13 protein-coding genes are annotated in these 14,547 nt (G+C 71.6%); 5 read left to right on the top strand and 8 right to left on the bottom strand.

The window, feature by feature from the left end:
- Positions 1-24 precede the first annotated feature (24 nt).
- Positions 25-279, bottom strand: coding sequence for a hypothetical protein (locus ACIG5F_RS34330; protein WP_396524100.1), 255 nt, complete (start codon positions 277-279; stop codon positions 25-27).
- Positions 280-362: 83 nt separating this feature from the next.
- Between ACIG5F_RS34330 and ACIG5F_RS34325 the strand changes: the two genes are divergently transcribed.
- Positions 363-1,307 carry a lysyl oxidase family protein gene (locus tag ACIG5F_RS34325; RefSeq protein WP_396524099.1) on the top strand — a complete coding sequence of 315 codons (945 nt, stop codon included), beginning with the start codon at positions 363-365 and terminating at the stop codon, positions 1,305-1,307.
- Between the two features lie 46 nt (positions 1,308-1,353).
- Here the strand turns inward: ACIG5F_RS34325 and ACIG5F_RS34320 are convergent, their stop codons facing one another.
- The 7 genes from ACIG5F_RS34320 to ACIG5F_RS34290 form a co-directional block, all read right to left on the bottom strand.
- Positions 1,354-2,073, bottom strand: a complete 720-nt coding sequence (locus ACIG5F_RS34320; protein WP_396524098.1) for an ABC transporter permease — start codon at positions 2,071-2,073, stop codon at positions 1,354-1,356.
- Entirely contained in the window at positions 2,073-2,987 is a 915-nt protein-coding gene (locus ACIG5F_RS34315; protein ID WP_396524096.1) for an ABC transporter ATP-binding protein, read from the bottom strand. Before ACIG5F_RS34315 ends, ACIG5F_RS34320 begins: the two co-directional genes overlap by 1 nt.
- A 69-nt stretch (positions 2,988-3,056) precedes the next feature.
- Entirely contained in the window at positions 3,057-3,800 is a 744-nt protein-coding gene (locus ACIG5F_RS34310; RefSeq protein ID WP_396524095.1) for an SWIM zinc finger family protein, read from the bottom strand.
- On the bottom strand, positions 3,797-6,409 hold the full coding sequence (locus ACIG5F_RS34305; RefSeq protein WP_396524094.1) for a DEAD/DEAH box helicase: 2,613 nt from the start codon (positions 6,407-6,409) through the stop codon (positions 3,797-3,799). Before ACIG5F_RS34305 ends, ACIG5F_RS34310 begins: the two co-directional genes overlap by 4 nt.
- Positions 6,410-6,471: 62 nt before the next feature.
- Positions 6,472-7,284, bottom strand: coding sequence for an ABC transporter permease (locus tag ACIG5F_RS34300; protein ID WP_396524093.1), 813 nt, complete (start codon positions 7,282-7,284; stop codon positions 6,472-6,474).
- Positions 7,281-8,210, bottom strand: coding sequence for an ATP-binding cassette domain-containing protein (locus ACIG5F_RS34295; protein WP_396524092.1), 930 nt, complete (start codon positions 8,208-8,210; stop codon positions 7,281-7,283). The genes ACIG5F_RS34300 and ACIG5F_RS34295 overlap by 4 nt, the downstream gene beginning before the upstream one ends.
- An 89-nt stretch (positions 8,211-8,299) precedes the next feature.
- Complete coding sequence (locus tag ACIG5F_RS34290) at positions 8,300-8,875, bottom strand: PadR family transcriptional regulator (protein WP_396524091.1); 576 nt, start codon at positions 8,873-8,875, stop codon at positions 8,300-8,302.
- A 182-nt stretch (positions 8,876-9,057) separates the two neighbouring features.
- Between ACIG5F_RS34290 and ACIG5F_RS34285 the strand changes: the two genes are divergently transcribed.
- The 4 genes from ACIG5F_RS34285 to ACIG5F_RS34270 all read left to right on the top strand — a co-directional run bounded on the left by ACIG5F_RS34285 (position 9,058) and on the right by ACIG5F_RS34270 (position 14,352).
- Positions 9,058-9,201, top strand: coding sequence for a hypothetical protein (locus tag ACIG5F_RS34285; protein WP_396524090.1), 144 nt, complete (start codon positions 9,058-9,060; stop codon positions 9,199-9,201).
- Positions 9,202-9,220: 19 nt separating this feature from the next.
- Positions 9,221-12,040: an AAA family ATPase gene (locus ACIG5F_RS34280; protein WP_396524089.1), complete on the top strand. Its 2,820-nt coding sequence runs from the start codon at positions 9,221-9,223 to the stop codon at positions 12,038-12,040.
- A gap of 56 nt (positions 12,041-12,096) precedes the next feature.
- Positions 12,097-13,017, top strand: coding sequence for an NADP-dependent oxidoreductase (locus ACIG5F_RS34275; protein WP_396524087.1), 921 nt, complete (start codon positions 12,097-12,099; stop codon positions 13,015-13,017).
- Positions 13,018-13,140: 123 nt separating this feature from the next.
- Entirely contained in the window at positions 13,141-14,352 is a 1,212-nt protein-coding gene (locus ACIG5F_RS34270; protein ID WP_396524085.1) for a hypothetical protein, read from the top strand.
- Positions 14,353-14,547: the final 195 nt, after the last annotated feature.

The raw sequence follows: 14,547 nt of genomic DNA, 5'->3' as shown, positions 1-14,547 counted from the left end.
AGCCCCCTTCCAAGCGTTTAGCGGTCAGGTGGTCAGGGCGGTGGTGAGGGTGGGCTTCCAGGGGTTGTCGCAGCAGGGGCGGTCGATGCGGTTCCCGGCCTCCAGGTCGACGATGACCTGGCGGATGCGGGTGGCGGTGGCCGCGTCGGCCTTGTGCAGGACGGCGGCGATGGCGTCCAGCACGAGTGCGGCCTCACGCAGCGCGGGCGCCGGCACGACGCGGGCGTCCTGAAGGGACGGAAGCGGGGCGGTGACGGGTTCGGTGGCAGCAGTCGACACCCGCCGAGGTTAAGGGCATCCACGCACCGTCACAGCGGAGATCACCCGATCGGGTCGGGGACCCGCTGGCTAGGTTGAGGCGCATGAAGGCGACTGCGCGGTTCCTTGCCGCAGCTGGGGTTCTGGCGCTGCTGGCGACGACGCCACCGGCCGAGGCGGCGGCCCCCATGCTGCTGCCGGACCTGCGCCAGGCGCCGGTCGCCTGCCCGGGCGGCTGGCGCGGCGACCCGAAGGACTGCAAGGCCTGGGACGTCTGCATGGTCGGCGACGCCAACGCGCCCAGCGCGCCGTGCGTGACCTCCGGCGACATCAAGGCAGTGCGCCTGCGGTTCACCACGTCGGAGGAGAACATCGGCGACGGCCCCCTGCTGTTCTACGCGCACCGCACCAGCACGCTGTTCCCGACGATGTCGGTGCGGCAGGCCTTCCAGAACGGCGTGCACGGTCCGATCCCCGACTCGTACCAGACGGCCCAGAAGGCCTCCGGCACCACCGCCTACTACGAGCCGGCGCCGGCCCACGTGCACTGGCACCTGCTGAACTTCGAGCATTTCCAGCTCCGGACCCTCAACGGCAGCGCGGTGGTGTCCGACCGCAAGAACGGTTTCTGTCTGGGCGACCGCTACGACGTGCCGGACAAGGCGTCGCTGGAGCACCGGGTGCACGAGGGCGAGGAGCCCGAGGCCAAGCTGCACGAGTTCCTCATCTACAACATGTGCGGGCACCAGCAGCCCGACGCCACCGACGTCACCGAGGGCATCTCGGTGGGCAGCGGCGACGACTACCGGTACGACGTGGACTTCCAGTGGCTGGACATCACGTCGGTGGCCTCCGGCGTGTACGACGTGGTCAACACGGTGAACCCGGACCGGACGCTGATCGAGAAGAACTACGACAACGACTCGTCCTCGATCGCGGTGTCCATCCAGTGGCCGGGCGGCGCGAAGGCAGCGCCGGCACAGATCACGGCGCCCCCGGAGGTGCGGCTGCTGCGCAGCTGCCCCGGCAGCGGGACCTGTCCACAGTGAACCTGGTGGTGGTTCGCGGACTCCCCTCTGGTCCGCGAACCACCGGTCAGGCGCGAGCGCTGTCACGCCGGTAGCGGAGGGCGACCAGGCCACCCGCCGCCACGATCCAGGCCGCCATGGTGGTCACGCCCTGGGCGCTCGGCGCGTTGCCCGCCAACACGTCATGTCCGAATTCCGCCAACCAGTAACTCGGCAGGGCCTTCGCGACGATTGTCATGGCCGGCGGCAGGCTGCTCAGCGGCAGCCACAGCCCGCCGAGCATGCTCAGCGCCAGCATCAGCACGGTGCTCATGGCCTGCGCGGAGTCACCGGTGGCCAGCAAGCCGATCAGCAGGCCGAGCACCGCGGTCGGCAGCACGCCCAGCCAGCAGAAGACGATCAGCTGCGTCCACGTGCCGGCGCTCAGGTTCACGTGCTCGAGCAGGGCGCCGGCGGCGAACACCAGCAGCATGCCGGGCAGCGCCACCAGCATCGCCGTGACGACCTTGGAGACCAGGTAGCCGGGCCCGCTCAGCGGCGTGAGCCGGAGCTGGCGGTTCCAGCCGACCTGCCGTTCGATGGCGACGCGGGAGCCGGTGCTGACCGAGGCCGCCACCGCGCCGAAGGCGGCCATGCTCACCATGAGGAAGGTGACCGCGTCGGTGTCCTGCTCGCCGTTGACGGCGCTGAGGGCCAGGAACATGGCCAGCGGGAACACGACCGTGAAGATGAAGAACCGCGGCGACCGGACGATCCGGCGCGTCTCGAACGTCAACAGCGCGCCCATCAGGCGGCCTCCTGCCTGGTCAGAGTGACAAAAGCGGCTTCGAGGCCGGCGCCGCGGACCTCGATGTCGCGGACTTGGTGGTGCCGGCCGAGCAGCTCGCGCAGCGCCGTGTCGGAGTCCGCGCAGGCCAGTTCAACGGCATCGCCACGGACCAGGACCTCGGTGACGCCCGGCAGCGCCTTGAGCACGGCCTCGTCGACACCCGGAATCTTCGCCGTGATCACGCGGCCGGCGGCGAGCGAACGCACCTGGCTCACCGAGCCGTCGGCGACGACCCGACCGGACCGCAGCAGCACGACGTGGTCGGCGTAGTCCTCGGCCTCGGCCAGGTAGTGGGTCGCGAACACCACCGTGCGGCCGGTGTCGGTGTACGAGCGCATCGCCGCCCAGAACTCGCGGCGGGCGGCCACATCCATGGCGACCGTCGGCTCGTCCAGCACCAGCAGGTCCGGGTCGCTGACCAGCGCCGCCGCGAACCGCACGCGCTGCTTCTCGCCGCCCGAGAGCGCGCCGACCTTGCGGCCGGCCAGCTCCGCCACCCCGGCCCGTCGCAGGGTTTCCTTGAGCGGCAACGGTTTCGGGTACATCGCCCGGAACAGCGCCACCGTCTCGGCCACCGTCGCGTCGTCCAGCAGGCCGCCGGACTGGAGCATCGCGCCCACCAGCCCCGACGCCACCGCCTGCCGAGGCGGCCGGCCGAACACCGAGGCGGCGCCCCGGGTCGGCTCGGCCAGGCCCAGCAGCATGTCGATGGTCGTGGACTTGCCCGCGCCGTTGGGCCCGAGCAGGGCCACCACCTCGCCCGGCGCGATGGTGATGTCGACCCCGTCCACCGCGTGCACGTCGCCGAAGTGCTTGACCAGTCCGCGAAGGCTCACCGCGGCGCCCCGGCTGACGGTGTCTGTGCTGTCCATGTCCTCAAGCCTGCGGCGTCGGCCGGTCCGGGCCCTGGCAGTTCTGTCAGGGCCCGGCCATGACAACTGTCACGGCGGCCGGCCGTCCTCCAGCAACCGCCGGGCCCGGCTGACGGCCGTGGCCGCCGCACCGTGCAGGACACCCGGATCGATGCCCGGCGGGGTCTCGATGACGTGTAATCGCGGCGCGTCGGTGGCTGGTGGCGGCAGCTCCGGCAGTGGTGGCGTCGGGTAGGAAAATGCTTCCGCGGCAAGGGTGATCGACTCCGAGGCCACGGCGTCGGCCGGTGCGGCGTGGTGGCCGGCGACCTCGGCGGTGAGGGCGTCCAGCGATCGCCCGCGCAGCAGGAGCAGCAGCGACGGATCCACGTCGATCAGCCAGGCGGCCTGGTAACACAGGGCGGCGGCGTGCTGGCAGGGATTTCCCCAGTCCTCGCAGGAACAGTGGGCGTCCAGGTCGCCGACGGTGGGCAGCAGCTCGGACAGGGCATGCGGCAGGGCGCCGTCGAGCAGGGCGGCCAGGTGTCCCGACTGGACGGACGCCTCCGCCACCAGGGTGGCCCATCCGTTGTCCGACAGGGGTTCCACGGTCACCGCGGTCTGCCGGTTGCCGTCCACCGTGCCTGCCACCCGTCCCGGGCTGACGGTGATCGGCCCGATCCGGCCCTCGGTCGCGATGCGCCGCCCACGCCGGGTCAGGCCCGCGTCGACGGCCGTGTCCTCCATGGCCCGCAACCAGTCCGTGCCCCACCAGCTGTGGTGGCGACGGCGGCTGCCGGCGGGGAAGGCGGGAAAGCCTCGGGCCTCGGTCATCGCAGGGCCACCAGCTCGGTCAGTTCGGCGTCGGTCAGCTCGGTCAGGGCGGCCTCGCCGCCGGTGAGCACGGCGTCGGCCAGGGCGCGTTTGGCCGAGAGCATGGCGGCGACGCGGTCCTCGATGGTGCCCTCGGTCATGATGCGGTGCACCTGCACGGGGCGGGTCTGGCCGATGCGGTAGGCGCGGTCGGTGGCCTGGTCCTCGACCGCGGGATTCCACCAGCGGTCGTAATGCACGACATGGTCGGCGCGGGTGAGGTTGAGGCCGGTGCCGCCGGCCTTGAGCGAGATGAGGAAGATCGGCACCTCGCCGTCCTGGAAGCGGCGGACCATGTCCTCGCGCCGGGCCACCGGGGTGCCGCCGTGCAGGAACTGGCTGGGCAGGCCGCGGTCGGCCAGGTGCCGGGACAGCAGCTGGGCCATGGCCACGTACTGGGTGAACACCAGCACGGCGTGGTCCTCGGCGACGATGGTGTCGAGCAGCTCGTCGAGCAGGGCGAGCTTGCCGGAGCGGGCGGTGAGGCGGGCGTCGGCCTGCTTGAGGTACTGGGCGGGATGGTTGCAGATCTGCTTGAGCGAGGTGAGCAGCTTGAGGATCAGGCCCCGGCGGGCGATGCCGTCGCTCTCGGCGATCTTGGCCATGACCTCCCGCACGACCGCCTCGTAGAGCCCGGCCTGCTCGCGGGTGAGCGGCACGAGCTGGTCGGTCTCGGTCTTGGCCGGCAGCTCGGGGGCGATGCCGGGGTCGGATTTGGCCCGCCGCAACAGGAACGGCCGCAGCAGGCGGGCGAACCGGCGGGCGGTCTCCTCGTCCTTGTCGGCCTCGATGGGCTTGGCCCACCGCCGCCGGAACGAGCCCAGCGAGCCGAGCAGGCCCGGGGCGGCCCAGTCCAGGATCGCCCACAGCTCGGACAGGGTGTTCTCCACCGGCGTGCCGGTCAGCGCGATCCGGACGCCGGATCCTATGGTGCGCAACGCTTTCGCGGTGGCCGAGCGGGCGTTCTTGACGTGCTGGGCCTCGTCGGCGACGACCAGGTCCCACGGCACGGCCGCGAGCCCGGCGGCGTCCACGCGCATGGTGCCGTAGGTGGTGAGCACGAAGCCCTCGACGCCGGAGAGGTCGCGGGCCGAGCCGTGGAAGCGCCGGACCGGGACGCCGGGCGCGAAGCGGTGGATCTCCCGTTCCCAGTTGCCCAGCAGGGAGGCCGGGCAGACCACGAGGGTGGGCCCGGCCGCGCGGTGCAGGTGCAAGGCGATCACGGTGATCGTCTTGCCCAGGCCCATGTCGTCGGCCAGGCAGCAGCCCAGGCCGAGCTCGGTCATGCGGGCCAGCCAGCGCAGGCCCCGCAGCTGGTAGTCGCGCAGCGTCGCGGCCAGCGCCGCCGGCTGTTCGAGCCGCTCGCCGCCGCCCTCGGCGTCGGCGATCCGGTCCCGCAGCGCGGCCAGCCAACCGTTGGGCACGACCTCGAACTGCTCGCCGTCGACCTCGGCCGTGCCGGTGAGCGCGAGTCCGAGCGCCGCCAACGGGTTCAGCGGCTCCAGCTCGCGCTGCCGGACCCGCCGGGCCAGGTCGGCGTCGACCAGCTGCCACTGCTCCCGCAGCCGCACGATGGGCCGGTGGGCCTGGGTGAGCTGCTCCAGCTCGTCCCGGGTGAGCGGGTCGTCGCCGACGGCGATCTGCCAGTCGAAGCGCAGCGCCTGCTCGCCGCCGAGGAAGCCGGGCAGGTCCCGGGGCGGCGTGCCGCCGCCGACGACCACCCGGCTGACCAGCTGCCGGGCCAGTTCCTTGGGCCAGTGCACGGGCACGCCCTTGGCGGTGAGCCGGTCGGCCGCGCCGCCGAGCAGTTGCCGGACCTCGTCGTCGGTCAGCGCGATCTCGTCGGGAACTTCCTTGTGCAGCAAGGAGTCCAGCGTCGGCCAGACCCGGGCCGCCCGGCGCAGGACGACCACCGCCTGGGCCTGGGCGCGGGCCCGGCCGGCGCCGGACCACACCTCGGCGGCGTCGCTGACCACGCCGGGGTCGGCGACGCTGTGCAGCTGCACGACGGCCCGAAACCGGCCGTCGAACTCGATGCGCAGCGACACGCTGACGCCGTCGGCCCAGGCCCGCAGCTCCGGCACGGGCTTCGGGGCGGCGGCCAGGAACGCGGCCTCGCTGCCGCCGCGGGGCAGGCCGTCGGCGACCGCGTCGAGGAAGCCCTCGACCAGCTGCCGGGCGTCCGGCAGCTCCAACGGCAGCCGACCGGGCACCGGCACCGCCCGGGCCTCGGCCGGTATCGCCGCCGCCAGCTCACCGACGCGGCCGTGGTCGGCGGGGTCGAGCGGGCCGACGCGCCACGCGTCGTAGTCACCGGGCGAGACCGTGGGCAGCAGGCGGCCGCGGGCGATGAGTTGGAGGGCGACGACCGTGGCCGCGCCCCAGAACGCCGTGGCCGGGTGGGCTCGGCGGTCCCGGCGGGCCCGGCTGAGCAGCGGCACCGCATCGGCGACCGGCAGCCGCACGGCCGGCACCGTGCGCACCCGCACCTCGCGGCCCTGGGCTTCGACGATGTCCAGGGCGCCGAGCTCCCCCATCCCCGTGGGGAGCTCGGCGCCCCAGAACGCCATTCTGCCCAATCGCGGGGGATCCGCGGGCTCGAACACGACCGGACAGCGCGCGAGTTCGTCCACTATCGGCTCAACCTCCGGAATGCGCGAACCGAGAGCGGGAAGAACACCGCCACCAGGAGCAACGGCCAGGCCACCGCGACGCCGACCCACCCGCCGGCCGGCCCCGGGTTGCCGAACAGCTCCCGGACAGCCGAGGCCGTGGCCGACAGCGGGTTCCAGGTGGCGATCGCGCCCAGCCAGTCCGGCATGGTGTCCGGCGCGACGAAGATGTTGGACAGGAAGCTCACCGGCCAGATCACCACCTGCACCAGCGTGACCGTGCCCGGGTCGGCCAGCACCAGGCCCAGCCAGATGCCGATCCACAGGAACGCGAACCGGAGCAGGAGCAGCAGGCCGAACGCCGCCAGCGTGGCCACCGGGCCGCCGTGCGGCCGCCACCCCACCGCCAGCCCGCAGGCCGCCATCACGGCCAGCACCAGCACCGAGTTCAGCATGTCCGCCCCGCACCGCCCGACCACCACCGCCGACGGGGCCATCGGCATCGACCGGAACCGGTCGGTCACGCCCCGGGAGGCGTCGGTGGTGACCGCGAGCAGCGTGCCCTCCAGGCCGAAGCCCATGGTCATCACGAACATGCCCGGCAGCAGGTACTCCCGGTAGTCCCCGCCGCCCGGCGCCGCGATGGCCCCGCCGAGCAGGAAGCCGAACATCAGCACCAGCAGGATGGGGAACAGCACGCTCACCGCCACCGGCGCCGGCTGGCGAACCCAGTGCGCGAGGTCGCGCCGGGTCATCGTCCAGCCGTCCACGACGGCCCATCGGAGGCTGCTCACGCGGGACACCTTTCCATCGGCGACGACCGGACCGCTCATGAAGCACCGGTCAGAGTCAGAAAGACTTCGTCCAGAGTGGGGCGGCGTAAGGCGATGTCCTCCACTCCCACCCCGGCGGCGTCGAGGACGCGGACGGTGTCGGTCAGGGCGGCGACGCGGTCGCGGACCGGGGCGCTGAGGCGGCGGCGGTCGGGATCCTGGTCGGGCGGGGAGCCGGAGACCTTGTGCAGGAGCTCGGCGGCGACGGGCAGGTCGGCGAGCGTGTGGACGACGAGCTCCAGCCGGTCGGCGCCGATGCGGGTCTTGAGCTCGGCCGGGCTGCCGCCGGCGACGACCCGGCCGGCGTCGATGACCGCGATCTGGTCGGCCAGCTGATCGGCCTCGTCCAGGTGCTGGGTGGTGAGCAGCACGGTCGCGCCGTCGGCGACCAGCGACCGCACGGCGTCCCAGACCTCGTTGCGGCCCCGGGGATCGAGCCCGGTGGTCGGCTCGTCCAGGAACAGCACCCGGGGCGCGAGGATCATCCCGGCGGCCAGGTCGAGGCGGCGGCGCATGCCACCGGAGTAGAGCCGCACCGCCTTCGAGCCGCTGTCGGCCAGGCCGAACCGGTCCAGCAGCTCCACGGCTCGGGCCCGGGCCGCGGCGGCGCTGAGGTGGTGGAGCCGGCCGAACATCTCCAGGTTCTGCCGGCCGCTGAGCACCTCGTCCACGGCGGCTTGCTGGCCGACGAGCCCGATACGCCGGCGCACCTCGACCGGCCGGCGGCCGACGTCGAAGCCGGCGACCTCGGCGCGACCGCCGTCGGCTCGCAGCAACGTGCTCAGGATGCGCACACAGGTGGTCTTGCCGGCCCCGTTGGGTCCGAGCAGCCCGCACACCGTGCCGGGCCGAACCCCCAGGTCGAAGCCGTCCAACGCGATCTTGTCCCGGTACCGCTTGCGCAGCCCGTCGACGTGAACCGACATGTGTTCCCCCACTGCCGAGTGCTCAAACTTGAATACCCGCGACTGCCAGTGTGCACCCACATGGGGCCGGTATGCAAATTTGAGTAGGGTCAGCCGGGATGCGGCCAGCTGCCGGGCTTGCCGACGGTGCCCGGCTCGCCGGCCATGACGTACTGGCCCGCGTTCAACCGCTCGATCAATCCCCTGGTCCAGGCGATGTCCTCGACCGCGTTGGCCACCCGCAGCCGGTAGAGCTCGCGCACGTGCGGCGGCTCCCGCCAGCCGGCCAGCTGGGCGTCGGCCGCCTTGCGGATGGTCTCCACGGCCGACAGCCGGATCTCCAGCAGGGACACGGCCTGGCTGCGGGTCATGGCCGGCAGCATGGCCAGGCCCGCGGCCAGCATGTCCGGCCGAGGCTCGGGCTTGCGCATGGAGTCGGCCAGCAGCCGCTGGAACTCGGCCTCGCCCCGTTCGGTGAGCTCGTAGTCGGTGCGCCCCGGCACGGTCCAGTCCTCACGCAGGAAGCCGGCCTTCACGCCCTGCTTCAACGCGTGATAGATCGAGCCCCACTTGACGTTGGCCCACGTGTCCGCGCCCCACGACATGAGGTCGCTGCCGATCAGGTAGCCGTGCGCGCGGCCATAGCCCCGCACCACCCCCAACACCAACAACCGCGTCGCCGACATGGGTGAAGCCTAAAGTGGACCGGAGATCACCATCATGCGCCGGGTACCCGTCCGACTAAGGGGCCTTACCCCCAGCCCGGCCGGAAATCGGGTCGCGCACGGGCCCGGACGACGTTGCTGCCCAATGCCCCCGAGGCCGCCTCAGGCCGAACCTCATACCTGTCGAGATGGGGAGGTTCGCCATGTGGTCCAACAACGACTCCGACTACCGATTCGTCCTGGAACGGCAGAAGGCGATGCGGGAGGCGGCCGAGCAGGCGCGGATGGCTCGCCGGGCGCAGCGGCGGCGCTGGTGGAAGCGGTCCACCATGCCTCAGAGCCGGTGACGGTGTGCGACCATGCGGTGTGCCGCGTTTGGGTTCCGGGATACCGCTGGTCGCGCGCCGGGCTGAGCTGGCGGCGCTGGAATCGTCCTTAGCCGCCGCGGCGGAAGGCCGGGCCTCGGCGATGCTGCTGGCCGGAGACGCGGGCGTGGGCAAGTCCCGGCTGCTGGCCGAGCTGACCGCCCGCGCCCGAGAGGCCGGGGTCAAGGTGCTGACCGGGCGGTGCCTGGACGTCGAGGGCGCCGGCCTGCCGTATCTGCCGTTCGTGGAGGCGCTGGGCCGGTTGCCCGAGTCCGGCGCCTCCCGGCTCGACGACGCCCTGGACCAGCTGCGGCTGTTCGAGGCCGTGCACACGGAGCTGGCGGAGCTGGCCGCCGCCAGCCCCGTGCTGCTGACGCTCGAGGATCTGCACTGGGCCGACGCGGCGACCCGCGATCTGTTGCTGTTCCTGGTGTCCCGGCTGAACCGGCAGCGGCTGCTCGTGGTCGTCACCTACCGGCTGGACGACCTGCACCGGCGGCATCCGCTGCGGCCGCTGCTGACCGAGCTCGGCCGCTTGTCCACTGTGGACAAGCTTGACCTGCCGCCGTTCGGCCGGGCCGACGCGATGGCCTTCGTGTCGGCCCTGTCCGACGGCACGCTGCCGGAGGCGACGCTGCGCGGGATCGCCGAACGGTCCGAGGGCAACGCCTTCTTCTGCGAGGAGCTCATCGCCGCCTACGGCGACGGAGTCCCGGCCGGGCTGACCGATCTGCTGTTGGCACGGGTGGAACGGTTGAGCCGCAACGCCCGCGTGGTCGTGCGGGCCGCCTCGGGCGCCGGAGCCATCGCCGACTACGAGGCCTTGCTGGCGGTGACCGAACTCGGCCTCGACGATCTCGACGAGGCGCTGCGGGAATCCGTGCAGCACAACGTGTTGGTGACCACGGACGACGGCTACTCCTTCCGGCACGCCCTGCTGCGCGAGGCCGTGTACGGGGATCTCCTTCCCGGCCAACGGGTTCGCCTGCACGCCAGCTACGCACGCCTGGTCACCACGCCGGCGTCGCTGGCGTACCACGCCATGCAGAGCCATGATCTGCCGGCAGCGTTCGCCGCCTCGGTGAAGGCGGCCGAACAGGCGGCCGTGCTGCTCGCCCCGGCCGAGGCCCTGCACCACGTCGAGCAGGCACTGCAACTGTTCGGCGCGGTCCCGAACCCCGCCGTCACCGAGTACTTCCTGCACCGCCTGGCCTCCCGAATGGCTTTCGCTGCCGGCGACGGCGACCGAGCGGTCGCCTACGCGCGCTCAGCAATCCCGCTGGCCGACGACCCGGAGACGGGCGCAGAGGCCCGACACCAGCTCGTGGTAACTTTGATTCCGACGGAATCGGCGTCAGCAGAGGTCGCGGCCGCGGTCGGCGAGGCTTGGGAGCTGGTCCGGAAACAACCGCCGAGCGTGGTGCAAGCTCGGATTCTCGCGCTGCGAGCCAGGGAATGGATCTGGTACGGCGGTGCCGGCCTCGATCTCGACGAGTTGGAGCCGCTGGCCCGGCAGGCCCGCGAGATCGCCATTCAGGTCGGCGCCGAGGACGTAGCGGTCGATGTGTTGGTCACGCTGGCCGTGTATGCCGAGTGGCGTGACCGGCTCGAGGAGGCCGCGGACCTGGGCCAGGCCGCCGCGAACCAGGCGGCCGCCATCGGCGCCTACGACGTCGAGCTGCGCGCGCTGAGCAACCTGTCGGTCAACCTGTTCTCCCGTCGGCAGTACCGGGAGGCGCTGGCGGTAGCCAACGAGGTGGTCGACCGGGCCACCACTGTGGGGCTGACCTGGTCCGAACTCCCAGTGGAGGCTCGGAGCAGCGGCATGATGCTGGAGTTCTACCTCGGCGAGCGGGCCGCCGGCGAGCCTATCCGCGACTATTCGTCGGCACCGCGATGGGCCGCCATGCGCATCGAGGCGGCTAACCTGGAGTTGTTGGCCATCGCTGGTCAGTTCGATGAACTCGACGAGACTGTCGCACGGGTCATGGCCCATCCCAAGGACGCACGCACCCTCGAACGCGTCCGATATGCGGTGGCCGAGGCCGCCCTGTGGCGGGGCCGGCCTCGCGACGCCATCAACGAGACCCGCCAGGTTGTCGACACGCTCACGGAACTACCTCGGTATGTGGTGGCCGGTGTCCGGCGGGCCGGGGCAACCGCCCTCACAGCGCTGGCCGACATCGCCGAGCAGGCGTGGCGCCGACGCGACGAGACCACGGCGCGGGACGCCGTCGCGGAGGGCGAACGCCTCTACGAAGTGGTGATGGCACACGACCGATATTCTCTGGACGGCCAGTGGCGTATGGAGAGCCGCAACCCGGAAGCGCAGTACTTTCAGGCGCGAATGGATGCGGAGCTCAGCCGGTTGCGCGGCGAGGCCGACGTGGATATCTGGCGGGCGGCCGTCGCCGCCGGTGACGGGATGTCCTACTTGCAGGCAATTGCCCAGTGGCGGCTGGCCGACGCCTTGCTGGCCGGCGGTTGGCGGGATGAGGCCACTGCGGAGTTTCGCGCCGCACATGATGTCGCCGTCCACATTGGAGCGGCGCCACTGCGGGAAGCCGTCGAGGCGTCGGCCCGGCGGGGGCGCATCGCCATCACCGATGCGGAACCGGACAGTGAGGACCTTTTGACGCCGCGGGAGCAGTCGGTGCTGGAGCTGGTGGCGACCGGGCTGACGAACCGCCAGATCGGCGAGCGGCTGTTCATCAGTGAGAAGACGGCCAGCGTGCACCTGTCACGGGTGATGGCCAAACTGGGGGCGGGCAGCCGCACCGAGGCCGTGTCGCTGGCCTACGACCGGGGACTGCTGGCATAAACCGCGCCGATGGGTGGTTGAGAGCTCACATATACCCGACGAGGAGGCTCGCAGCCATGTCCAAGGCGGTCAGGTACAACGAGTTCGGCGGCATCGACGTGCTTGAGGTGGTTGAGGTGGACCGGCCGGTCCCCGGCCCCGGCGAGGCGTTGGTGCAGGTGAAGGCGGCCGGGGTGAACCCCGGCGAGGCGGCGATCCGCACGGGTGCGTTCGCGCAGGTGTGGCCGTCGACGTTCCCGTCCGGGCAGGGCAGCGACCTCGCCGGCGTTGTCACCGAACTGGGTGATGGCGTGACCGAGGTGTCGGTCGGCGACGAGGTCATCGGCTGGACGGACGACCGGGCCAGCCAAGCCGAGTACGTAGTGGTGCCGGTGACGCACCTCACGCCGAAGCCGGCCGAGGTGACGTGGGAGCAGGCTGGCGCGCTGTTCGTGGCCGGAGCCACCGCCTACGCGGCGGTGCGAGCGGTCGCACTGTCCACTGGGGACACCGTTGTGGTGTCCGGCGCGGCCGGCGGCGTCGGCTCCCTGGTGGTGCAGCTCGCGGTGGCGGCCGGGGCCAAGGTGATCGGCATCGCTGGACCGTCCAACAGCGACTGGTTGAGCGCTCACGGCGTGACCCCGGTCGAATACGGGGAGGGCCTGGCCGCCCGGGTGCGGGAAGCCGCCGGCGGCAAGGTCGACGCGTTCATCGACACCTTCGGCGCCGACTATGTGGAACTGGCGCTGGAACTGGGCGTTGCCCCCGAACGTGTCAACACGATCATCAACTTCGCCGCCGTGGAGAAGTACGGCATCAAGGCCGAGGGCAATGCCCAGGGCGCCAGCGCGGCCGTGCTGGCCGAGCTCGCGGCCAAGATCGCGGCGGGTGAACTGGAACTCGTCGTTGCCCGAAAGTACCCGCTGTCCCAGGTGCGCGAGGCCTATCGGGACCTGGAGCAGCGGCACACCCGCGGCAAGATCGTGCTGATTCCCTGAGGTCGAGCGGCGGCGAACGGGTCGCGCCACAATTCGTTGAACCGTTCGCCGCGCCTCTCCGTGTAGATCGCGAACGGCTTCCGGAGGAACCGGAACCCCGTAATCACACTGGAGAGAATCCCCATGTCGCGCAAGCATGTTGTGTCCCTTGCTGCCCTCGTCGCCGCCGGCGCCGCCATGCTGGCCGCCTGCGGGACCCAGGAGGCCGCGCAGCCCCAGACCCCGCCGGCCGCTGCCAACGCCGCCGACTCGACGCCGCTGAACCTGTTGCAGGGCACCGCGAAGTCCAACAACGCCCCGAGCAACGCCGGCGACCTGGCACCCGCCGGCGCGCCCGCTCCCGTGGCACAGCAATGGGTGCAGCTGGCCGCCGGCAAGGCCGGCAGCCTCAATCCCGTGATCACCAACGGCGCGCACAAGGTGCTGTACGTCTTCGACAAGGACGGGCCCAACACCTCCAACTGCACCGACCAGTGCAAGGTCACCTGGCCGCCGGTGGAAATCGCCAAGGGCGGCAAGGTGTTCATCGCCGGCATCGACAAGAAGGCCGTCGGCTTCATCAAGCGCCCCGACGACGGGAACCTCCAGATCACCCTCAACGGGCACCCGCTCTACACGTTCAGCAAGGACGTGAAGCCCTTCGACACCAACGGCGAGGGCGTGCAGAACATCTGGTGGGCTTCCCAGCCCGACGGCTCCCGCAACTTCGGCGGCAAGACCCCGCCCGGCTCCACACCGCCCGCGACCAGCGCCACCCCGGCCACCGGCAGCCCCACCGCCGCGCTGACCGCCAAGAGCGCGATTCTCTTCGACGACGCCAACTTCTCCGACAACGGCGCCTCCCAGGGCGTCGCCGGCACCGGCTGCCAGGCCGTGCCGCGACCGGGCGTGACCTCCTCCATCACCACCGACGGCACCCTCAAGCTGTGGACCGGCCCCAACTGCACCGGCAAGTCCGTTGTGATCAACGGTGACGTCGCCGACCTGGCGGCCATCGGCTTCGACAACAACATCCAGTCCCTGCGCTTCGGCGACGGCGGCTCGACGACGACGACGACCACCAACCCGGGCGCCACGACCCTCACCGCCACCAGCGCCATTCTCGACAGCGGCAAGAACCTCTCCGAGCCCGACGGCTCCCAGGGCGTCTCCGGCCACGGCTGCGTCAACGTCGCCCACCCCGACCAGGTCTCCTCGATCCAGGCCGACGGCACCTACAAGCTGTGGACCGGCAAGGACTGCACCGGCAAGTCGATGATCGTCACCGGCAACCAGAACGACCTGAGCGCCATCGGCTTCGACAAGATGGTCGCCTCCATCCGCTTCGCGGACTGACCCGCCGGCACACGGGAAGGGGATCGGCTCCGGCCGGTCCCCTTCTTTCGTGTGTGCGCCGCGCGGATGCCGGGGCGTGGGGTTTGCGGTGAGAGGTGGGGTGGGGCGGTGGGCGCAAGAATCACAACCGCACCCGCCATCCAGAACACCCCAAACAAAGGGCCGCCACCCACAAGGTGGCGGCCCCGCGACAAA

Source organism: Kutzneria sp. NPDC052558, from assembly GCF_044547355.1.
Classification (GTDB): Bacteria; Actinomycetota; Actinomycetes; order Mycobacteriales; family Pseudonocardiaceae; genus Kutzneria.
This window is presented reverse-complemented; position numbering and strand designations above follow the sequence as displayed.

Coding starts and splice junctions, on each gene's coding strand:
- ACIG5F_RS34315 (WP_396524096.1), bottom strand. CDS start 2,987: ATGGACAGCACAGACACCGTCAGCCGGGGCGCCGCGGTGAGCCTTCGC.
- ACIG5F_RS34295 (WP_396524092.1), bottom strand. CDS start 8,210: ATGTCGGTTCACGTCGACGGGCTGCGCAAGCGGTACCGGGACAAGATC.
- ACIG5F_RS34320 (WP_396524098.1), bottom strand. CDS start 2,073: ATGGGCGCGCTGTTGACGTTCGAGACGCGCCGGATCGTCCGGTCGCCG.
- ACIG5F_RS34270 (WP_396524085.1), top strand. CDS start 13,141: ATGTCGCGCAAGCATGTTGTGTCCCTTGCTGCCCTCGTCGCCGCCGGC.
- ACIG5F_RS34310 (WP_396524095.1), bottom strand. CDS start 3,800: ATGACCGAGGCCCGAGGCTTTCCCGCCTTCCCCGCCGGCAGCCGCCGT.
- ACIG5F_RS34290 (WP_396524091.1), bottom strand. CDS start 8,875: ATGTCGGCGACGCGGTTGTTGGTGTTGGGGGTGGTGCGGGGCTATGGC.
- ACIG5F_RS34275 (WP_396524087.1), top strand. CDS start 12,097: ATGTCCAAGGCGGTCAGGTACAACGAGTTCGGCGGCATCGACGTGCTT.
- ACIG5F_RS34285 (WP_396524090.1), top strand. CDS start 9,058: ATGTGGTCCAACAACGACTCCGACTACCGATTCGTCCTGGAACGGCAG.
- ACIG5F_RS34325 (WP_396524099.1), top strand. CDS start 363: ATGAAGGCGACTGCGCGGTTCCTTGCCGCAGCTGGGGTTCTGGCGCTG.
- ACIG5F_RS34300 (WP_396524093.1), bottom strand. CDS start 7,284: ATGAGCGGTCCGGTCGTCGCCGATGGAAAGGTGTCCCGCGTGAGCAGC.
- ACIG5F_RS34305 (WP_396524094.1), bottom strand. CDS start 6,409: ATGGCGTTCTGGGGCGCCGAGCTCCCCACGGGGATGGGGGAGCTCGGC.